The following is a 19,771-nucleotide window of genomic DNA, read 5'->3' as shown; positions in this document are numbered from 1 at the left end:
GTATCGCGGTTTTTTTGTGTATCCGGAGCGCTAGCGCACCACACCCCGGGCGCGGTCCAGGCGCCCACGGATGCCCCACTCCGCGACCTTGAACATCGCCTCGCGGATGTTGGAACCACTCATCTTGGAGACGCCGAGTTCACGTTCGGTGAACGTGATGGGCACCTCGACGACCTTGAACCCGTTGTTGATCGCACGCCAGGTCAGGTCGATCTGGAAGCAGTAGCCCTTGGAATCGACCGCGGACAGGTCGATCTTCTCCAGCACCTCGCGCCGGTAGGCGCGGTACCCCGCGGTGATGTCGTGGATGCCGACGCCCAGCAGGAGCCGGGAGTAGGTGTTGGCGGTCTTCGACAGCACCAGGCGGCGCACCGGCCAGTTGCGCACCGTGCCGCCCGAGACGTACCGCGAACCGATGGCCAGATCCGCCCCGGCGTCGACCGCATCGAGGAGCCGGTTCAGCTCCTCCGGTGCGTGACTGCCGTCGGCGTCCATCTCGACCAGAACCGAGTACCCGCGGCCCAGGCCCCAGGCGAAGCCGGCCAGATAGGCGGCGCCGAGGCCCGCTTTGCTGGTCCGGTGCATCACGTGCACCCGGTCCGGGTCGGCCAGGGCCAGTTCATCGGCCAACCGGCCGGTGCCGTCGGGACTGCCGTCGTCGACCACCAGGATGTGCACCTCGGGGCTGGCGTGGTGCACACGCCCGACGATCAGCGGCAGATTTTCCCGCTCGTTGTAGGTCGGAATGATCACCAGAGTGCGCTGACTCGGGCGTTCACCGTCCTGGCGAGGGCTGGATCCCCCCTGCCGCTGCGCTCCGTCACCAGGGACTGTCATGTGGCTCCTTCATCGTCGCGGGCCTTCGCCGGTGCGACGCCTCAACATTCTTTGCACGAACCCTCCATTGTGCATTATTGCGGCAACCAATGCCCCAATACCAAGCGTGACCAGCGCCACCTGCAAGGCCGGCCCCCATTCGGTGGCCGGTGTCAGGTCTGACTTCAACCGGATCTGACTGTCCAGATAGGCGGGCTGGAAGAAGTCGGTGCGGGCCAGCTCACGCCCGTCCGGGGCGATCACCGCGCTGATGCCGGTGGTCCCGGCGACCACGAGGTACCGGTCGTGCTCGACGGCCCGCAGTTTGCCGAAGGCCAGCTGCTGTGCGCTCATGTTCTCGTCGAACGTCGCGTTGTTGGTGGGCACCGTCAGCACCTGCGCGCCGCTGAGCACCGATTCCCGCGCGGCCCGGTCGAAGATGACCTCCCAGCAGGTGGTCACCCCGATCGGCACGCCTGCCGCATGCACGACGCCGTTGCCCTCGCCCGGCACGAAGTAGCCGGCCCGGTCCGCATACGACGACAGGTGCTTGAAGAATCCGCGCCACGGCAGGTACTCGCCGAACGGCTGCACGATCTTCTTGTCGTGTCGCTCCCCCGGCCCGTGTTCGGGATCCCAGACGATCACGGTGTTGGTGGCCACGGGATTGTCGGCGGTGTAACCGTCGGCCTTGGTGACGGTTCCCACCAGGATCGGTGCCCCGATGGCGTCGGCCGCCGCGGTGATCTGCGCGGCGGCGTCGGCGTTGGCCAACGGATCGATGTCGGAGGCGTTCTCGGGCCAGACCACGAACATGGGCTGCGGGGCCCGGCCGGCGCGCACATCGTCGGCCAGGCGCTGCGTCTCTTTCACGTGGTTGTCGAGCACCGCCCGGCGCTGGGCGTTGAACTCCAGCCCGAGCCTGGGCACATTGCCCTGCACGGCGGCCACGGTGACGGTCTGTTCGTCGCCCGCGCCGGTGCCGGAATGACGGACCTGTGGCCACAGCACCGCGGTGGACAGCAACACCACGGTGATGCTCAGGCCGGGCAGCATGACCGCGGGTGCCGGGAAGCCCGGCTTGTGTCCGTGGTGCCACCAGTGCACGATCTCCAGGGCCAGCAGGGTGGCGCTGAAGCCGACCAGTGCCACCGCGAGCGACACGAGCGGCGCGCCACCCCACCGCGCAAGGGCCAGTAGCGGTCCGTTGGTCTGGCCGAATCCGAGGACCCCCCAAGGGAATCCGCCGAAGGGCACAGTGGATTTCAGCCATTCCTGGGTGGTCCACAGCGCGGCGAACCACAGCGGCCACCCGGGCATTCGCCCGACCACGACCGCCGCGAGGCCGAAGAGCCCGCAGAACAGTGCTTCCATGGCAGCCAGGGCCAGCCACGGCACCGCCCCGACCAGACCGCTGATCCACGGCAGCAACGGAATATAGAACGCCAGACCGAACAGGAAGCCGTAGCCGAAGCCGCCGGCACGGGTGGTGGAGCGCAGCGTCAGCACCCAGCCGAGCAACGCCAACCCGACAAATGCCGCCCACCACCAGCCGGTCGGTGGATAACTCAGGCACAACGCGAGCCCGCCGCCGACCGACGCGCTCAACTGCGCCCACCGCGCAGCGGCGGCGCGGCCGAACCGCGTCGCCCAGACCGCCACCACAGACCAGCGGTCGGGTGTGCCCGCCGCGGTCAGGCGATACCCACGCTCCTCGGGTTCCTCGTCGGGATCGATGTCGGCAACCGGATCGCCGGTGACGTCCTCATCCAGTTCGCCGAAAGCCTCGTCGTCGAGTGCGTCGAGTTCAGCGAGCTCGTCTTCGACGATGGCGGGGATCACTTCGGTGGTCTCGTTCGGCCCCGGCCGCAGCGGCCGCGGACGGCCCGATTTGTCCCTGGGACGGTCACTGCCCATGGATGACGACACCCCGGTGAACGGTCTGACGGCAACGCGGCAGCTCCGCATCGGCGGCCAGCCGCGGCAGAGCGGGCACCCGTGAGCGCGGGTCGGTGGACCATCGCTGGACGGCGTTGGCCGGCGCGCTGACCTCCAGGTCGTCGGCCTCCCACACCGCGTAGCTGGCCGGGGCCCCAGGGGTGAGCGTTCCGGTGACGCCGTCGCGCACCCCACCGGCGCGCCAGCCGCCGCGGGTGGCCGCAGCGAATGCGGCACGAGCCGAAATCGCACTGCCCGCGCTCTGGTGCGACACCGCGGCACGCACGGTTTGCCAGGGGTTCATGCTGGTGACCGGGGTGTCGGAGCCGAAGGCGAGGGGCACGCCTTCGGATGCTAACAGCGCGAACGGGTTGAGCCCGTGAACTCGATCAAGCCCGAGACGCTGGGCATACATGCCGTCCTCCCCGCCCCAGAGGGCGTCGAAGTTGGGCTGCATGCTGGCCATCACACCCCACGCCCCCAGTTCGGCGGCCTGCGCGGCGTCGACCATCTCCAGGTGTTCCAGGCGGTGGCCGCAGCGGGCCACGGCCGGGCCGCCCAGTCGCTGGGCCACAGTGGCGAAGCCCTCGACGACGGCGGCGACGGCGGCGTCGCCGATCACATGGAACCCGGCCGGGATTCCGGCCTCGGTGCAGGCCTGCACGTGCCGGGTGATGGCCTCGACGTCGAGGTAGCAGTTGCCGCAGGTGTCGGGTGCGTCGTGGTACGGCGCGTGCAGCCACGCGGTGTGTGACCCAAGGGCACCGTCGACGAACAGGTCTCCGGCCAGGCCGCGGGCCCCGGTCTCGGCGATCAGGTGGCGGGCATGCTCGGCGTCCCGGGCCGCCTCACCCCAATAGCCGACGACCTCCACGCCGTGCTCCAGGGCGCGCAGTTCCTGCCAGTCGAGCAGGCCGCCGATCTGCGGGCCCGCGCACTCGTGGACCGCGGCGATGCCCATCCCGGCGGCGTGATCGAGTGCCGCGACGCGGGCGGCGTGCCGTTGCTGCGGGGTCAGTTGCTCCCGCGCGGCCGCACGCACGAGGTGATGGGCCTCGGCGCTCAGCGGGCGCTGCGGGTCGAACCCCGCGGCTTCGGCCAGCGCGGGCACCGACCGGCGCAGTGCGGAGGTCGCGGCGGCCGAATGCACGTCCACCCGGGCCAGATAGGCGGGCCGATCTCCAAGCACCGTGTCCAAGTCGGCGGTATTGGGGCTGGTGCGCTCCGGCCAGCCCGACTCGTCCCAGCCGTGTCCCCACACCGGGCCGTCCGGATGCCGGCGCGCGTATTCGTCCACCAGGCGCAGGCAGTGCTGCAACGAGGTGGCCCCACGGAGGTCCAGGCCGTCCAGGTTGAGACCGGTGGCGGTCAGGTGGACGTGGCTGTCGACGAATGCCGGTGCCACGAAGCCGCCGTCGAGGTCGACGATCTCGGCATCGGGAAACTGCGACCGGCCGACGTCGTCGGTACCCAGCCACGCCACTACGCCGTCGCGCACGGCGAATGCGGTCGCGTCGGGGTAGCTGGGGCTGTGGATGCGCCCGTTGATCAGAAGTGTCGTCAAGCTGTTTCGACTGGCTGTTAGGCCTTGGGAGGCAGGCGGTACGGATCGACGTCGTTGACGTCGATTACTTCGCCGTCAATGTAGTCGCCTGTCCCGTGTCGATAACCGGCGGACCCGGTGGGTGCGCCGAAGCCGGCCGGCGCCGCGACGATGATCGGTATCCGTCGGGCGACCAGCCCCGTGAGCACCGGCCGGGCCGCGGCCCGTGTGGGCGGCAGCAACAACAGCGCGCCGGCGATCGAGCTGGCCAGTCCGGGAATCGCCACCAGGACGGTGCCGAGCGCCACCAGCACGCTGTCGGACGCCGCGCCCTGCGGGTTGGCCAGGCCACCGGACAAGCCCGTGCGCAACCGGCGGATGTGCCGGTTGAGCTGCGAACCCGCCAGCGCCAGGCCGATCACGAACGAGGCCAACAGCAACAGCACGGTGTAGCCGAACCCGATGGTCGCCACCAGGGCGACCATCACCCCCATCTCGACGAGGAGATAGATCAGAAACAGCCGTTTAGCCATGCGCTGTCAACGGTTGGGCGGGCGGTTCGGTTCCTGACCGGGTGCCGGGACGTCGACGGCGCGGACCTCGATGGCGCTGTGCACCTTGTCGATGCCGCCGAGCAACAGGGCCCGCGGCACGAAGTACCAGGCGTGGTTCCAGTACCGCTTGATGATGGCGCCGAACACCCGCCCGGTGTCGGACTTCGGCAGGTTGCGGGCCACCGCCTCCACCGGATCACCCTTCGGGGCGCCGAGCACGCCGCATTTCTGGACGGTGACGCGTGGGGTGTTGTTGATGCGCTTGGTCTTCCACGATCCGTCGTCGGTGATGATCAGCAGCTTGTCGCCGTCGGGTACCCCCCACACCGCGGTCGGCTTGGGCTTGCCGTCCTTGGTGAAGGTGGTCAACAGCAGGTACTTCTCGCGGTAAACGTCCTCGAAGGTAGGAGCCATGGGACTCAATTGACCGGTTTGAGCAGGAGCGAAACATTGTTCTGCAATCCGCCGCGCAGCTTGGAGAACACGTTGAACGTCTTGCCCAGCAGGCCGTAGCGCTTGCCGATCGCGTCGTAGGTGGCACCGTTGGCCGACTTGGGCAGGATCTCGGCGACGGCCTCGACCGCCTCGCTCTTCGGATTGCCGCGCACGTCACACGCCGCCACCGTGACCCGCGGGGTGTTCCGGATCCGCTTGACCTTCCAGGACGACTCCTGGGTGATCACCACCAGTCCGTCGGGTGACGGAGCGGCCCAGATCGCGGTCGGCTTGGGCCTGCCGTCCTTGGTGAAGGTGGTCAGCAGAACGTAGTTGGCCTTGGCGACATCGGCGAAGGTGAGAGCCATGGGTCAAATCTACTGTTTGACTACCCTTCCAGCTCACCTTCGGTTTCCAGCAGCACCTGCCGGAGCCCGTCGAGGGTGGCCTGCTCGGGCTCGGCCCACATACCGCGGCCCGCGGCCTCCAGCAGCCGTTCTGCCATCCCGTGCAGCGCCCACGGGTTGGATTCGGACATGAACTTGCGGTTCTCGTCGTCGAGCACGTACTCGGCCGAGAGCCGTTCGTACATCCAGTCGGCCATCACGTGTGCGGTGGCGTCGTAGCCGAACAGATAGTCGACGGTGGCCGCCATCTCGAATGCGCCCTTGTAGCCGTGCCTTCGCATCGCGCTGATCCAGCGCGGGTTGACCACCCGGGCCCGGAAGACGCGGTTGGTCTCCTCCGACAGCGTGCGGGTGCGGACCGCGTCGGGGCGGGTGTTGTCACCGATGTAGGCGGCCGGGGCCTGCCCGGTCAACGCCCGCACGGTGGCGACCATGCCGCCGTGGTACTGGAAATAGTCGTCGGAGTCGGCGATGTCGTGTTCGCGGGTGTCGGTGTTCTTGGCCGCCACCGCGATTCGCCGGTACGCCCGGTTCATGTCATCGGCAGCGGGCGCACCGTCGAGTCCGCGGCCGTAGGCGAATCCGCCCCATGCGGTGTACACCTCGGCCAGGTCGGCGTCGTCACGCCAGTTGCGGCTGTCGATCAGCTGCAGCAGACCCGCTCCGTAGGTTCCCGGCTTGGAGCCGAAGATCCTTGTGGTGGCCCGCCTTTGGTCGCCGTGTTCGGCCAGGTCGGCCTGGGAGTGGGCGCGCACGTAGTTGTCCTCGGCCGATTCGTCGAGGCCGGCCACCAATGCCACCGCATCGTCGAGCATGGTGACCACGTGCGGGAAGGCATCACGGAAGAACCCGGAGATGCGCACCGTGACGTCGATGCGCGGCCGGCCGAGTTCGGCGAGGTCGATCGGTTCCAGGTTCACCACCCGGCGCGAGGCGTCATCCCACACCGGCCGCACTCCCAGCAGGGCCAGTACTTCGGCGATGTCGTCACCGGCGGTGCGCATGGCCGAGGTGCCCCACACCGACAGGCCCACCGACTGCGGCCAGCGGCCGTAATCGGTGCGGTAGCGGTCCAGCAGCGAATCGGCCATCGCCACACCGGTTTCCCAGGCCAGCCGGGACGGCACCGCCTTGGGGTCCACCGAGTAGAAGTTGCGCCCGGTGGGCAGCACGTTGACCAGGCCGCGCAGCGGCGATCCGGACGGTCCCGAGGCGATGAAGCCTCCGGCCAGGGCGCGCAGCACCTGGTCGATCTCGCCGGAGGTGCCCGCCAGCCGGGGCACCACCTCGGTGGCGGCGAACCGCAGGATGCGAGCCACCTCGGGATTGTCGGTGATCTTCTCCACCGCGGAAGCGTCCCAACCGGATTCCTGCAGCGCGGCGACCAGCTCGCGGGCGCCGGCCTCGGCGGCGTCGACGGCCGCGCGGTCGTCACTGCCGTCCTCAGTCAGGCCGAGTGCCTGACGCAGCCCGGGCACGGTCTGCTCGCCGCCGAACAGCTGCCGGGCCCGCAGGATGGCCAGTACCAGATCGAGTTCGCCTGCGCCGGTGGGCTTCTGGCCCAACACATGCAGGCCGTCGCGGATCTGGACATCCTTGATCTCGCACAGCCAGCCGTCGACGTGCAGCAGCATGTCGTCGAACGATTCCTCGTCCGGGCGATCCTCCAGGCCCAGATCGTGGTCCATCTTGGCGGCGCGCATCAACGTCCAGATCTGCTGGCGGATGGCAGGCAGCTTGCCGGGATCCAGCGCCGAGACGTTGGCGTGCTCGTCGAGCAGCTGCTCGAGTTTGGCGATGTCGCCGTAGGTCTCGGCGCGGGCCATCGGCGGGATGAGGTGATCGACGAGGGTGGCGTGCGCCCGACGCTTGGCCTGGGTGCCCTCCCCCGGATCGTTGACCAGGAACGGATAGATCAGCGGCAGATCGCCGAGGGCGGCGTCGGTGCCGCATGACGCGCTCATGCCGAGCGTCTTGCCGGGCAGCCATTCCAGGTTGCCGTGCTTGCCCAGGTGCACCACGGCGTCCGCTTTGAAGGAGCCGGGGAACGACGAGTCCAGCCAGCGGTAGGCGGCCAGGTAGTGGTGGCTGGGCGGCAGGTCGGGATCGTGGTAGATCGCCACCGGGTTCTCTCCGAAACCACGGGGCGGCTGAACGATCAGCACCACATTGCCGGCCTGGATGGCCGCGATGACGATCTCGCCCTCGGGATCGCGGCTGCGGTCGACGAAGAGCTCACCCGGCGGCGGGCCCCAGTGCTCGACGACGGCATCGGCGAGTTCGGCGGGCAGGGAGGCGAACCAGGCCCGGTAGTCCTCGGCGGGGACCCGAATCGGATTGGCGGCCAGCGCCTCGTCGGTGAGCCAGTCCGGGTCCTGCCCGCCGCGTTCGATCAGAGAGTGGATCAGAGCGTCCCCATCGCCTGAGTCGACGATGGTGGCGAGGTCGCCCGGGCCGACGGCCTCGCCGATGTCGTACCCGGCGTCACGCATGGTGCGCAGCAGCGCGACCGCGCTGGCCGGGGTGTCAAGGCCGACGGCATTGCCGATGCGGGCATGCTTGGTTGGATAGGCCGAAAACACCACGGCCACACGCTTTTCCGCGGCAGGAATGGCTCGCAACCGGGCATGGCGGACGGCCAAGCCGGCCACCCGCGCGCAGCGCTCGGGGTCGGCCACATACGAGATCAGCCCTTCGGAGTCGATCTCCTTGAACGAGAACGGCACCGTGATGATGCGGCCGTCGAACTCGGGAACGGCGACCTGGGTGGCGACGTCCAGTGGCGACATGCCGTCGTCATTGGTGGACCAGTCCGACCTCGAACTGGTCAGGCACAGTCCCTGCAGGATCGGAATGTCCAGTGCGGCAAGGTGCGCGACATTCCACGAATCGTCGTTACCTCCGGCGCCGACCGCTGCCGGGGTGGCACCTCCGGCCGCGAGCACCGTGGTGATGAGCACATCGGCGGTGCCGAGCAGCTCGAGGAGTTCGGGTTCGGCAGTGCGCAGGGATGCGCAGAACACGGGCAACGCGCGGCCGCCGGCCTGCTCGACGGCGTCGCAGAGCGCCTCGACATAGCCGGTGTTTCCCGCCAGCTGCTGGGCGCGGTAGTAGAGCACGGCGACGGTGGGGCCCTCAGTGCCGGCTGCCTCGCGCTCCAGGACCCCCCAGCTCGGGGTGGTCACCGGGGCCGCGAAGCCGAAGCCGGTCATCAGCAGGGTGTCGGACAGGAACGCGTGGAGGTTCGCCAGGTTCGCCAGACCGCCCTGAGCGAGGTAGATGTGGGTTTGCAGGGCCGCACCCTGCGGGGCGGTCGAATGTCCCATCAATTCGGCGTCGGGCGCCTGCTCCCCGCTGACCACGACCGTCGGCAGGCCACTGGCCACCACGGTGTCGATTCCGTCCTGCCAGGCCCGGTAGCCGCCGAGAATGCGGATCACCGCGACGTCGGCGCCGTCGAGAAGCTCCTCGAGTTCACCGGTGACCAGCCGCGACGGGTTGGCCCAGCGATACCGGGCGCCGCTGGAGCGGGCAGTGATCAGGTCGGTGTCCGAGGTCGACAGCAGCAGGACGGCGGGAGTGGCGGCATCAGTGGCAGCGGTCACCGCTGGCACTTCAGAGGGGTGGGACACCCCCCATTCGTACCGCACCGGCTACCCCGTCGGGGCAGCCGGTGCGGCGCGATCGGCAACGGTCAGGGCTGGGTCTCGCCGAAGCGGTCGTGCCACGACTGCCGGTACGGCGAGCCTGCGGCGGCGACGAGCACCAGGACGAATGCGGCGAATACACCAAAGGCGAGCATCGTTCGCTCCTTTCACAAGAGCCTTGGTCAAGCGTTTCAACTTCCCGGTACCGGCGGTCCCGGGAATCCTCATAAACGGTACGTTCCGACGCCGCGAAAATCGCCGATCTGTAAGCGACCGAACAGGTTTCCGAACCTGTGACCGATGTCACAACAATCTTTGAAAGTAAGATGGCGGGCAACATGACCAGGACCCGCGACCAGGACGCCTGCCCCGGTGCACTGACGGTGCACCAGGCCGCCGACGGCGCCCTGGTGCGGGTTCGACTTCCCGGCGGGATGGTCACCGCGACCCAATTGACGGCGCTGGCCGAGGTGGCCGAGCAGTTCGGCTCTCCGGCAATGGAACTGACCTCTCGCGGCAACATCCAGATCCGGGCGGTGACCGACACCGACGCGGCCGCCGCTGCACTGGCCGACGCCGGCCTGCTGCCGTCACCGACACACGAGCGGGCCCGCAACATCGTGGCCTCGCCGTTGTCCGGCCGCTCCGGCGGCGTCATCGACGTCCGCCCCCTGGTGACCGACCTCGACCGCGCCATCCAGGCCGACCCGGCCCTGGCCGGGTTGCCCGGCAGATTCTGGTTCAGCCTGGACGACGGGCGGGGCGACGTATCCGGGATCGACGCCGATGCCGGTGTGCACGCCCGTGATGACGGCACCTGCGCGCTACTGCTGGCCGGACGCGACACCGGGGTGCGCCTGGACACCGGTGACGCGGTCACCACCTTGATCACAGTGGCCAGACGTTTCGTCGACATCCGCGGAAAAGCCTGGCGGATAACCGAACTCGATGTTCATTCGGCACTGTTGGACGGCCTGACCGCCGCGGCCCCGGCCGGCGCCACCTGGCCACCGACGGTGACGCCGCCGGTCGGCTGGATCGAGCAGCGCGACAAACGGGTGGCGCTGGGCGCGGCCGTGCCGCTGGGGGTACTGCAGGCCCGGACCGCCCACTTCCTCGCCGCGATCGAGGCTCCGCTGGTGATCACCCCGTGGCGTTCGGTGCTGGTGTGCGACGTCACCGAGGGCGTCGCGGACACCTCCCTGCGCGTGCTGGCACCGCTGGGGCTGGTGTTCGACGAGAACTCGCCGTGGCTGCGGGTCAGCGCCTGTACCGGCAGCCCCGGCTGCGCCAAGTCCGCCACCGATGTGCGTGCAGATGCCGCCGACGCGGTCAACGCGCCCACAGAAACGCACCGGCACTTCGTGGGCTGCGAACGGGCCTGCGGAAGCCCGCCCGCCGCCGAGGTCCTGATCGCGACTGAGGACGGATACCGGCTGCGTATCGCGCCCCCGTAGGGTATGCGCGTGCTCGACTACATCCGTGACGCCGCCGAGATCTACCGGCAGTCATTCGCGACGATCCGCTCCGAGGCGAACCTGTCGCGCTTCCCCGACGATGTGTCGCGGGTGGTCGTCCGGCTGATCCACACCTGTGGCCAGGTGGATGTCGCCGATCATGTGTCCTACACCGACGACGTCGTGACCAGGGCGCATGCCGCGCTCGCCGCCGGCGCCCCGGTGCTGTGCGACTCGTCGATGGTCGCGGCCGGGATCACCCGCTCGCGGCTACCGGCCGACAACGAGGTCGTCTCGCTGGTGGCCGATCCCCGCGCCCCGGAGCTGGCGGCGAAGTTGGGATTCACCCGCTCGGCGGCCGCGGTCGACCTGTGGGCCGACCGCCTCGGCGGCGCGGTGGTGGCGATCGGCAACGCGCCGACGGCGCTGTTCCGGCTGCTGGAACTGCTCGACGAGGGCGCGCCCGTCCCGGCGGCGGTGCTGGGCGGACCCGTCGGTTTCGTCGGGTCGGCGCAGTCCAAGCAGGAACTGATCGAGCGCCCGCGTGGCATGTCCTATCTGGTGGTGACCGGCCGGCGCGGTGGCAGCGCCATGGCCGCGGCCGCCGTCAATTCGATTGCGAGTGAGCACGAGTGAGCACAGCGGCGTCAGAACGTGAAACCCGGGGAACCCTGTACGGCGTCGGGCTGGGCCCGGGCGATCCCGAGCTCGTGACGGTCAAGGCGGCCCGGCTGATCGGTGCGGCGGACGTGGTGGCCTATCACAGTGCCAAGCACGGTCACAGCATCGCGCGGGGCATCGCCGAGCCCTACCTGCGCGAAGGCCAGCTCGAGGAACACCTCGTCTACCCCGTCACCACGGAGACCACCGAGCACCCCGGCGGGTACGTCGGCGCGATGGAAGATTTCTATGCCGCCGCGGCCGAGCGCATCGCCGCGCACCTGGAGGCCGGCCGCGACGTTGCCCTGCTGGCCGAGGGCGATCCGCTGTTCTACAGCTCCTACATGCACATGCACACCCGGCTGACCGAGCGATTCCATGCCGTCATCGTTCCCGGCGTCACCTCGGTGAGCGCGGCCTCGGCCGCCACGGGCACTCCGCTGGTGCAGGGCGACGACGTGTTGACGATCCTGCCCGGCACACTGCCCACCGCAGAGCTGGAACGCCGCCTGGCCGACACCGACGCCGCCGTCGTGCTCAAGCTGGGCCGGTCCTACACCCGCGTGCGTGAAGCCCTGGAGGCGACCGGACGGCTCGACGAGGCGTATTACGTCGAGCGGGCCAGCACCGACCGGCAACACGTGTCCCCGGCCCGCGAGGTGGGCAGCGAAGGCGGCGCGGACGTCAAGGTGCCGTACTTCTCGCTGGCCATGGTTCCCGGCCGGTCCCGGTCCACCGCGCCGCAGGGCAGTGTGGTGGTCGTCGGCCTCGGGCCGGGTGACTCGGACTGGATGACCCCGCAGAGCCGCCGTGAGCTCTCCGCCGCCACGGACCTGATCGGCTACGGCCCGTACCTCGACCGCGTCGGGGCCCGCGCCGGGCAGCACCACCACCCCAGCGACAACACCGACGAACCGGCCCGCGCGCAGCTGGCCTGCAAGCTGGCCCAGGAGGGCCGGACGGTGGCGGTCGTGTCCTCCGGCGATCCGGGGGTGTTCGCGATGGCCACGGCGGTGCTCGAAGAGGCCAAACAGTGGCCCGGCGTCGAGGTCCGGGTCATTCCGGCGATGACGGCGGCCCAGGCGGTCGCCAGCCGGGTCGGCGCCCCGCTGGGCCACGACTACGCGGTGATCTCCCTGTCCGACCGGCTCAAGCCGTGGGACGTGATCGCTCAGCGTCTCACCGCCGCGGCCAAGGCCGACCTGGCGATGGCGATCTACAACCCGGCCTCCAAGACCAGGACCTGGCAGGTGGGCGCCATGCGCGATCTGCTGCTGGAGTACCGCGATCCGAGCACCCCCGTGGTCGTCGCGCGTGCCGTCTCCGGTGCGGAGCCCGGCCCCGGTGAACGCGTGACCGTGGTGCGGCTGGCCGATCTGGATCCGGCCCAGGTGGACATGCGCACCATGCTGATCATCGGCTCGTCGCAGACACAGTGGTACACCGGTTCGGCCGCCGGAGACGCCACCGAGGACCGGGTGTTCACCCCGCGCCACTACCCCGGCTGAACCCACCGACTGACTCGCGTCGAGTTTCATTGACTGCTGTCAGAATGACCGATAGTGTCCGGCGTCACACCCGTTGAAAATGGGAGGGCCGGCCAGCATGCCGACGGCACCACAGGGCGCACCCGCACGGTCCCCGATAGACCGACGCCAACCGCAGCGCAGTGACCAGCGGCGCACCGCGATCTTGGCGGCGCTCAAGGAGCACCTGCAGAAGACCGGGTTCGACGCGCTGAACATCGCCGAGGTGGCGCGGCAGGCCGGCGTGGGCCGTTCGGCGTTCTACTTCTACTTCGAGAACAAGGCGACGGCGGTCGCGGCTCTGGTCGAGCCGATGTACGACGCGTTGTTCGCCGCCAACAACATCCTGGCCGACACCACCCGGCCACCCCGCGACCGTGTCCACGACACCATCGAGGCCGTCCTTCGGACCGCCGAGGATCACCGCTATCTGGTGCAGGCCATGTTGGAGGCGCGTGGGTCCAGCGGCGCCGTCCGCGAGCTGTGGGACGGCGCGCGCGAATCCTTCGTCCCCACGGTCTCGACGGTGATCGCCGCCGAGCGCGCCGCCGGCCGCGCCCCCGACGGCGCCGACCCGGTGGTACTCGCGAGCCTGCTCGTGGAGTTCAACGATCGACTGCTGGAACGGTTCATCCTGGGTGGGCCGCTGTCGCGACAACAACTACTGGAAGGCGCAGAAGCGATGTGGATGGGCTCGATCTACGGAACAGTGCAGTGACCGCGGCAGGGTCGATCCCCAGGTCCATTCCGGGCAAGCCCGCCGAGGTGACCGCCGGTTGGCTGTCGCAGGTCCTGGGTATCGAGGTGGATTCGGTGCGGACCGCGCCGATCGGCACGGGCCAGACCGGTGCCACCTACCGGGTCACCGCCACCTACCGCGACGACGCCGCCCTGCCGGGCACCTTCGCGGTCAAGCTGCCGTCGCAGGACGACACCGTGCGTGACCGCGTGACCATCGGCTACCGCTCCGAGCACGCCTTCTACACCAATGTGGCCCGCCACGTGCAAATCCCGGTCCCGCAGTGTCACCACTGCGAAATCGCAGGCGAAGGAGCCGATTTCGTCCTGCTGCTGGCCGATATGGCACCGGCCGAGCAAGGTGATCAGATCGCCGGGTGCACACCTGCCGAGGCCACCCTGGCAGTCCGGGCACTCGCCGATCTGCACGGACCGACCTGGGCCGACCCGCAATGGGCGAACTTCCCCGGTATCGCCATGCCCAAGCCGGAACCCGACTCCGCCAAGGGATTCGGGGACGTCGCCAAGATGGCCGCCGACATCACCCTGGACAAGATCGGTGCACGACTGAGCACCGAGGACCAGGACACCATGCGCGCGGCGATGTCGGTCGTCACCCCGTGGCTGCTGGCCGAACCGGATCGGTTCGCCGTCCTGCACGGCGACTACCGCCTGGACAACATGCTGTTCGACCCCGACCGCACCCGGATCACCGTCGTGGACTGGCAGACGCTCGGGTCGGGCCTTCCGGCGCGAGACCTGTCGTATTTCACCGCGACCAGCCTGGACCCCACAGTCCGGGCCGCCGCCGAAGCCGATCTGGTCACGGCCTACCACGACCGGCTGCTGTCGCACGGGGTCACCGGCTATGATCGCGAAACCTGTTGGCAGGATTACCGTTTGGGCATGCTGCAGGCGCCGCTGATCACCGTGCTCGGCACCGCCTTCGCCAGCTCCACCGAGCGCGGGGACGACATGATGGTGGTGATGGCGCAGCGCGGTTGCCAGGCCATCCGCGACCTCGGCACGCTCGATCTGATCAACGCCTGACCGGCGGTCCCGTGACGCGGGCGCCCGGGGTGACCCGGGCGATCCCCCGCACGATCCGGGGCATCCGCCGTGCCATCAGCGCCATGGCCTGATCCGATCGACGCATCGTGGGCCTCGGACCAGGCGTCGGCACCGAGGACAGCTCCGCTTCGGGCGTTCCGGCCCGCGCACCGTGTCGCTCGACCGCCAGAAGCCGCCAGGTGCCCGGCACCCCACGCAGCTCGACGTCGCCGCGGTCCTCGAAGCCGGTTCCCGAGCCCACGACCAGATCGCGGACGGTGCTCGACACCAGGATCTCCCCCGCGCCGGCCAACCCGAGGATGCGCGCCGCGATGTGGACGGCGATTCCCCCGATATCGCCGTCCAGCAGCTCGCATTCGCCGGTGTGGATGCCGGCGCGGATCTCGATGCCCATGGTCTCGGTCTGATCGCGCAGCGCCTCGGCGCAGCGGATCGCCTGTGTCGGACCGTCGAAGGTGGCGAGGTGTCCGTCACCGGTGCTCTTCACCACGACACCACCGAATCGACCGGTCAGGTCAGCGGTGATCTCCCCCATCCGATGCAGCACCGCCCGCCACCGCTCGTCACCGCTGGCGGCGGCGTGTTGGGTGGAGGCCACCATGTCGGTGAACAGCACCGTGCGCAGCGCCCGGTGGGACTGCGACGGTGCGGCATGGCTGCCGGTGAGGAATTCCTCGATCTCGCTGGTGATCTCGTCGGGGTTGGCAATCCAGGGCGCATGGTCGGTGCCGTCCACCTCCAACAACCGCGCACCCGGTATGCGGGCGGCGATATACCGCCCGCCCTGGATGGGGACCAGATCGCCGGTGGCATGGATGACCAGAGTCGGCGCCGTGATGGTCGACAGGACCGACCGCACATCGATCCGGAACAGTGCCCCCAGCGTGGCCCGGGCCATTCCCGGGCTGGCACTCATCCGCTCGACCATCCCGAGCTGGCGCACGGACCCGGCGTCCGGGAGCAGGAGTTTGAGTGCCGCGCCGGTACCCCACTGCGAGGTGCTGGCGCGGCCGAATTCCTGAAAGGTGGCGAGCTGCCGGGTCGAGGGCGTGTAGTCCTCGCCCATCTCGGTCAGGATCCGCGCGTGCAGCTCGGACGGGTCACGGTCGAAGTCAGCCCACTCGGTGACACCGAAGTACGCGAAGGTGCCGGCGAGGATCAGGGCCTGGGTGCGTTCGGGCCGCGTCGCCGCGAACAGCATCGCCGCGGGCCCGCCCTCGCTCAACCCGAACAGAACGGCACGGCCGAACCCCGCGGCATCCATCACGGCCTCGATCTCGGCCGCCCGTTCGTCGAGCGTGCGTACCTGCGGGACGGGGTCCGACAGCCCGACGCCGGCCTTGTCGTACAGCAGGACGCGGCAGAACGTCGAGATCCGCTCCATGAAGGCCTCGAACTCGGGCATCGTCCAGAACAGCTCCAGATGGCTGACGAACGAACCGGCGTAGACAAGGTCGACGGGCCCGTCTCCGAATACCTGGTAGGCGAGACTCAGACCGTCGCACTGTGCGTATGACGTCTCCGCCACGCTGTGGAGCCTACTGCGGCCAGGCGCCTCAGCCTGCGGTTTCGGCCCGAACCCAGTCCACCGCCTCCTCGACCGTGGCCACCGAGTGCACTCCGGGCGGCAACGCCGGGCGGTCCACCATCACCACCGGCACGCCCGCCGTCTCGGCGGCCCGCAGCTTGGGTTCGGTCATCGCGCCGCCACTGTTCTTGGTCACCAGCGCGTCGATGCGGTGCTCGCGCAACAGGGCCAGCTCCCCGTCGTAGTCGTACGGACCGCGCGACAGCAGCAGCTGGTGATCGGCAGGCAGCGTGTCGGGGTCCGGCGGGGTGACCGCGCGGATCAAGAACCAGGCGTCAGCGTCTCGGAATACCCGGGTGCCAGACCGCCCGGTGGTGAGAAAGACCCGCGAATAGCCGTTTCCCGCCACGGTTTCAGCGGCTTCCCGATCCGATCCCACCACGATCGCGGTGCCCGGCGCCCAGGCCGGCCGGGCCAGGACCAGGTGCGGCAGGCCGAGTTCGGTGCACACCTGCGCCGCGTGCGCGGTGATGGTGGCGGCGAAGGGGTGGGTGGCGTCCACCACGGCGTCGACGCGCTCGTCGACCAGCCACCTGCGCATTCCGTCCACGCCGCCGAAACCGCCGATGCGTACCGGGCCGACCGGCAGCGCCGGATCCGGTACCCGTCCGGCCAGCGAGCTGATCACCTCGACCTGCGGGTGCAGGGCCGCGGCGAGAGCGCGGGCCTCGCCCGTGCCGCCGAGCAGCAGGACCTTCATCAGTGGGTGGCTCCGCGACGGCGGCCTGAGGAGTACAGGTAACTGTCGGAGAATCCCTCGGCGGCGAGCACATCGCCGACGACGATCACCGCGGTCTTGGTCACCGCGGCGGCATGCATCTTCTCGGCGATGTCGGCGAGCGTGCCACGCAACACGATCTCCTCCGGCCAGCTGGCGAATGCCACAACCGCGCAGGGAGTTTCGGGACCGTAGCCACCGTCGAGGAGCTGCGGGACGATGTTGTCGATCTGAGCCGCGGCCAGATGCAGCACCAGCGTCGACCCCGGAGCCGACAGGGTGCGCAGGTCCTCCCCCTCGGGCATCGCCGTGGACAGGGTGGCCACCCGGGACAGGGTGACCGTCTGGGCGACGCCGGGAACGGTGAGCTCCCGGCCCAACGCGGCGGCCACTGCGGCGAATGCCGGTACACCGGGCACGATCTCATATCCGATGCCCAGTTCGTCGAGCCGCCGGCACTGCTCGGCCAGCGCACTGTAGATCGACGGATCACCGGAATGGAGCCGTGCCACGTCGACACCCGCCCGGTCCGCGGCGACCAACTCGTCGATGATCTGGTCCAGATTCAGCGGGCCGGTGTCGACGACCCTGGCGTCGGGCGGACACAACGCCAACAGGTCGTCGGGCATGATCGACCCGGCGTACAGGCACACCGGGCAGCTGCCGAGCAGTCGCGCACCGCGCACCGTGATGAGGTCGGCGGCCCCCGGGCCGGCCCCGATGAAGTACACCGTCATCGCTTGACCACCGCCCACTGGGTCACCGGCAGCGCCGGGCGCCAACCGGTGAAGCCACCGACCGCGCCGCCCTGGTAGTGCTGATAACGCCGCACCTCGCCACCTTCCTTCGAATACCATTGCGCCACAACCGCTTCGGATTCCAGTGTGACCGCGTTGACCACCAGCCGCCCACCGGAGGGCAAGTGGTCGAAACAGGCCTGCAGCAACCCGGGCTGGGTGACGCCGCCGCCGACGAAGATCACCGCGGGTTCGGGTGCCCCGTCGAGGGACTCGGGGGCACCGCCACGGACCTCCACCCGAACCCCGAAAGCCGTGACATTGCCCAAGATCCGATCGCGGCGCTGGTCATCGCGTTCGAATGCGACGGCCGAGCAGCCCGGCGCGCTGCGCGACCATTCGATCGCGATGCTGCCCGACCCCGAGCCGACATCCCACAACAGTTCCCCGGGCCGCGGCCCGAGCGCCGCCAGCGTGACGGCACGGATGGACTGCTTGGTGAGTTGTCCGTCGTGGGCGAACGCTTCGTCGGGCAGCGCCTGCGCCCGGCGTTCGTCCGGAAGGTAGGCCACCGCAACCACGTTGAGGTCGTCCACGTCGACCGGGGCCGTCGCCCAGTCCCGGGCCGTGCCGTCGCGGCGGCGCTCCCCCGGGCCGCCCAGTTGCTCCAGCACGGTCAATTCCGAGTCACCCCGGCCGGATTCGCTCAGTAGGCGCGCCAGCGTGGCCGGGGTCTTCGCATCCCGGGACAGCACGATCGCCCGCCCGCCACGGCGCACCGCGGTGTGCGGCGCCGCGGTCACCAGGCTGATCACCTCGGTGTCGGGCACCGTCCAGCCCATCCGCGCGCAGGCCAGCGTCACGCTCGACACATGGGGCAGCACCCGCACCCGCTGCGCGCCGAACAACCGGATCAGCGTCGCGCCGATGCCGTGCAGCAGCGGATCCCCGCTGGCCACCACATGCACATCGGCGTCGCCGAAGAGTGTCGGCAGGGCCGGCAGCATCGGAGACGGCCATTCTCGGCGGTCGGAGGTCACGCTGTCGTCGAGCAGGTCCAGTTGCCGCGGCGAGCCGTAGACGACTGTGGCGCACGCCAATTCCTCCCGCGAGGAGTGTGACAAGCCCGCCATTCCGTCGGCCCCGATGCCGACCACGGTGATCGTCCCGGCCACTAGCGGGGCATCCTGCGCCAGATCGGTCGCGGCACGAACCGCGTCACGAAGATCATCGGCCGGATCACCCACGGCACCCACACGGCACGCTTGCCCCGGGCCAGTGCCTTGGCCGTGGCGTCGGCCACCTGGGCCGGCGTGCTGGAGAACGGCGCCGGTTCCATGCCCTCGGTCATCCGGCCGATCACGAATCCGGGTCTGACGATCAGCAGTTGCACGCCGGTCCCGTGCAGGGCGTCGGTCAGGCCGCTGGCGAACGAGTCGAGGCCGGCCTTGGCCGAACCGTAGACGTAGTTCGCGCGGCGGGCCCGTGCTCCGGCGATCGAGGAGAACACCACCAGCCTGCCCCGGTCGGCGGCGCGCATGCGCTGCGCCAGCACCGTCAGCAGGCCGACCTGGGCCACGTAGTCGGTGTGCACGACGGCCACGGCGTGGGCCGGGTCGGCCTCGGCCCGGTCCTGATCCCCCAGCACCCCGAATGCCAGCACCGCCGTGTCGATCGGTCCGTGGCCGGCTTCGATCGCGTCGACCACGCGGGTGTGGCCCGCGACGTCGTCGGCATCGAACTCAAGGGTGTGCACCGCGGCGGCACCGGCGGCTTCTACGGCCGCGACCTGCTCGCCGAGTTGATCGGCTCGGCGTGCGGCCAGCACCACGACCGCGCCGGCCGCGAGCCGAACCGCGAGTTCGACACCGATCTCGCTGCGGCCCCCGAAAATCACCACGACACGAGGATCCGTGCCAGCCGTGTCATCCATGGC

17 protein-coding genes are annotated in these 19,771 nt (G+C 69.6%); 5 read left to right on the top strand and 12 right to left on the bottom strand.

The window, feature by feature from the left end:
- Nucleotides 1-30 precede the first annotated feature (30 nt).
- The 7 genes from TX88_RS30995 to cobN are packed head-to-tail and all read right to left on the bottom strand — an operon-like array spanning nucleotide 31 to nucleotide 9,298.
- Nucleotides 31-837 (bottom strand): polyprenol monophosphomannose synthase, encoded by an 807-nt coding sequence (locus TX88_RS30995; protein ID WP_044523992.1) that lies wholly within the window; start codon nucleotides 835-837, stop codon nucleotides 31-33.
- A gap of 9 nt (nucleotides 838-846) precedes the next feature.
- Nucleotides 847-2,733: an apolipoprotein N-acyltransferase gene (lnt, locus tag TX88_RS30990; protein WP_110918242.1), complete on the bottom strand. Its 1,887-nt coding sequence runs from the start codon at nucleotides 2,731-2,733 to the stop codon at nucleotides 847-849.
- The gene (locus TX88_RS30985) at nucleotides 2,723-4,318 is read right to left on the bottom strand and encodes an amidohydrolase (protein ID WP_044523990.1); all 1,596 of its coding nucleotides are present in this window, start codon (nucleotides 4,316-4,318) and stop codon (nucleotides 2,723-2,725) included. Before TX88_RS30985 ends, lnt begins: the two co-directional genes overlap by 11 nt.
- Nucleotides 4,319-4,335: 17 nt before the next feature.
- A complete protein-coding gene (locus tag TX88_RS30980; RefSeq protein ID WP_044523988.1) occupies nucleotides 4,336-4,830 on the bottom strand; it encodes an FxsA family protein in 495 nt (164 codons plus the stop codon).
- Nucleotides 4,831-4,836: 6 nt separating this feature from the next.
- Nucleotides 4,837-5,265: a PPOX class F420-dependent oxidoreductase gene (locus TX88_RS30975; protein ID WP_044523986.1), complete on the bottom strand. Its 429-nt coding sequence runs from the start codon at nucleotides 5,263-5,265 to the stop codon at nucleotides 4,837-4,839.
- A 5-nt stretch (nucleotides 5,266-5,270) separates the two neighbouring features.
- Entirely contained in the window at nucleotides 5,271-5,654 is a 384-nt protein-coding gene (locus TX88_RS30970; protein WP_044523980.1) for a PPOX class F420-dependent oxidoreductase, read from the bottom strand.
- A gap of 20 nt (nucleotides 5,655-5,674) precedes the next feature.
- On the bottom strand, nucleotides 5,675-9,298 hold the full coding sequence (cobN, locus tag TX88_RS30965) for a cobaltochelatase subunit CobN (RefSeq protein WP_044523977.1): 3,624 nt from the start codon (nucleotides 9,296-9,298) through the stop codon (nucleotides 5,675-5,677).
- Nucleotides 9,299-9,678: 380 nt separating this feature from the next.
- On the opposite strand from cobN, the gene cobG reads away from it, so the two are divergent.
- The 5 genes from cobG to TX88_RS30940 all read left to right on the top strand — a co-directional run bounded on the left by cobG (nucleotide 9,679) and on the right by TX88_RS30940 (nucleotide 14,771).
- The gene (gene cobG / locus TX88_RS30960; protein ID WP_044524401.1) at nucleotides 9,679-10,797 is read left to right on the top strand and encodes a precorrin-3B synthase; all 1,119 of its coding nucleotides are present in this window, start codon (nucleotides 9,679-9,681) and stop codon (nucleotides 10,795-10,797) included.
- A 9-nt stretch (nucleotides 10,798-10,806) separates the two neighbouring features.
- Nucleotides 10,807-11,433, top strand: coding sequence for a precorrin-8X methylmutase (locus TX88_RS30955; RefSeq protein ID WP_044524400.1), 627 nt, complete (start codon nucleotides 10,807-10,809; stop codon nucleotides 11,431-11,433).
- Nucleotides 11,430-12,965, top strand: a complete 1,536-nt coding sequence (locus tag TX88_RS30950) for a precorrin-2 C(20)-methyltransferase (protein WP_044523973.1) — start codon at nucleotides 11,430-11,432, stop codon at nucleotides 12,963-12,965. The genes TX88_RS30955 and TX88_RS30950 overlap by 4 nt, the downstream gene beginning before the upstream one ends.
- Nucleotides 12,966-13,062: 97 nt before the next feature.
- Nucleotides 13,063-13,701 (top strand): TetR/AcrR family transcriptional regulator, encoded by a 639-nt coding sequence (locus tag TX88_RS30945; protein WP_044523966.1) that lies wholly within the window; start codon nucleotides 13,063-13,065, stop codon nucleotides 13,699-13,701.
- Nucleotides 13,702-13,715: 14 nt separating this feature from the next.
- Entirely contained in the window at nucleotides 13,716-14,771 is a 1,056-nt protein-coding gene (locus TX88_RS30940) for a phosphotransferase family protein (protein ID WP_110918272.1), read from the top strand.
- On the opposite strand, the gene TX88_RS30935 is transcribed toward TX88_RS30940, so the two are convergent.
- The 5 genes from TX88_RS30935 to TX88_RS30915 are packed head-to-tail and all read right to left on the bottom strand — an operon-like array spanning nucleotide 14,761 to nucleotide 19,768.
- Nucleotides 14,761-16,320 (bottom strand): adenylate/guanylate cyclase domain-containing protein, encoded by a 1,560-nt coding sequence (locus tag TX88_RS30935; RefSeq protein WP_044523958.1) that lies wholly within the window; start codon nucleotides 16,318-16,320, stop codon nucleotides 14,761-14,763. The genes TX88_RS30940 and TX88_RS30935 overlap by 11 nt on opposite strands.
- Nucleotides 16,321-16,348: 28 nt before the next feature.
- Nucleotides 16,349-17,080, bottom strand: coding sequence for a cobalt-precorrin-6A reductase (locus TX88_RS30930; RefSeq protein ID WP_044523956.1), 732 nt, complete (start codon nucleotides 17,078-17,080; stop codon nucleotides 16,349-16,351).
- Nucleotides 17,080-17,835: a precorrin-4 C(11)-methyltransferase gene (cobM, locus tag TX88_RS30925; protein WP_044523953.1), complete on the bottom strand. Its 756-nt coding sequence runs from the start codon at nucleotides 17,833-17,835 to the stop codon at nucleotides 17,080-17,082. Before cobM ends, TX88_RS30930 begins: the two co-directional genes overlap by 1 nt.
- Complete coding sequence (gene cbiE, locus TX88_RS30920) at nucleotides 17,832-19,031, bottom strand: precorrin-6y C5,15-methyltransferase (decarboxylating) subunit CbiE (protein WP_084622325.1); 1,200 nt, start codon at nucleotides 19,029-19,031, stop codon at nucleotides 17,832-17,834. Before cbiE ends, cobM begins: the two co-directional genes overlap by 4 nt.
- The gene (locus tag TX88_RS30915; protein WP_044523950.1) at nucleotides 19,010-19,768 is read right to left on the bottom strand and encodes a decaprenylphospho-beta-D-erythro-pentofuranosid-2-ulose 2-reductase; all 759 of its coding nucleotides are present in this window, start codon (nucleotides 19,766-19,768) and stop codon (nucleotides 19,010-19,012) included. Before TX88_RS30915 ends, cbiE begins: the two co-directional genes overlap by 22 nt.
- Nucleotides 19,769-19,771 lie beyond the last annotated feature (3 nt).

The organism is Mycolicibacterium septicum DSM 44393 (genome assembly GCF_000455325.1).
Taxonomy (GTDB): Bacteria; Actinomycetota; Actinomycetes; order Mycobacteriales; family Mycobacteriaceae; genus Mycobacterium; species Mycobacterium septicum.
This window is presented reverse-complemented; position numbering and strand designations above follow the sequence as displayed.

What these genes read in the sequence shown, in the direction of transcription:
- TX88_RS30995 (WP_044523992.1), bottom strand. Translation starts at nt 837, where the DNA reads ATGACAGTCCCTGGTGACGGAGCGCAGCGGCAGGGGGGATCCAGCCCT.
- lnt (WP_110918242.1), bottom strand. Translation starts at nt 2,733, where the DNA reads ATGGGCAGTGACCGTCCCAGGGACAAATCGGGCCGTCCGCGGCCGCTG.
- TX88_RS30980 (WP_044523988.1), bottom strand. Translation starts at nt 4,830, where the DNA reads ATGGCTAAACGGCTGTTTCTGATCTATCTCCTCGTCGAGATGGGGGTG.
- TX88_RS30975 (WP_044523986.1), bottom strand. Translation starts at nt 5,265, where the DNA reads ATGGCTCCTACCTTCGAGGACGTTTACCGCGAGAAGTACCTGCTGTTG.
- TX88_RS30970 (WP_044523980.1), bottom strand. Translation starts at nt 5,654, where the DNA reads ATGGCTCTCACCTTCGCCGATGTCGCCAAGGCCAACTACGTTCTGCTG.
- cobG (WP_044524401.1), top strand. Translation starts at nt 9,679, where the DNA reads ATGACCAGGACCCGCGACCAGGACGCCTGCCCCGGTGCACTGACGGTG.
- TX88_RS30945 (WP_044523966.1), top strand. Translation starts at nt 13,063, where the DNA reads ATGCCGACGGCACCACAGGGCGCACCCGCACGGTCCCCGATAGACCGA.
- TX88_RS30930 (WP_044523956.1), bottom strand. Translation starts at nt 17,080, where the DNA reads ATGAAGGTCCTGCTGCTCGGCGGCACGGGCGAGGCCCGCGCTCTCGCC.
- cobM (WP_044523953.1), bottom strand. Translation starts at nt 17,835, where the DNA reads ATGACGGTGTACTTCATCGGGGCCGGCCCGGGGGCCGCCGACCTCATC.
- TX88_RS30915 (WP_044523950.1), bottom strand. Translation starts at nt 19,768, where the DNA reads ATGGATGACACGGCTGGCACGGATCCTCGTGTCGTGGTGATTTTCGGG.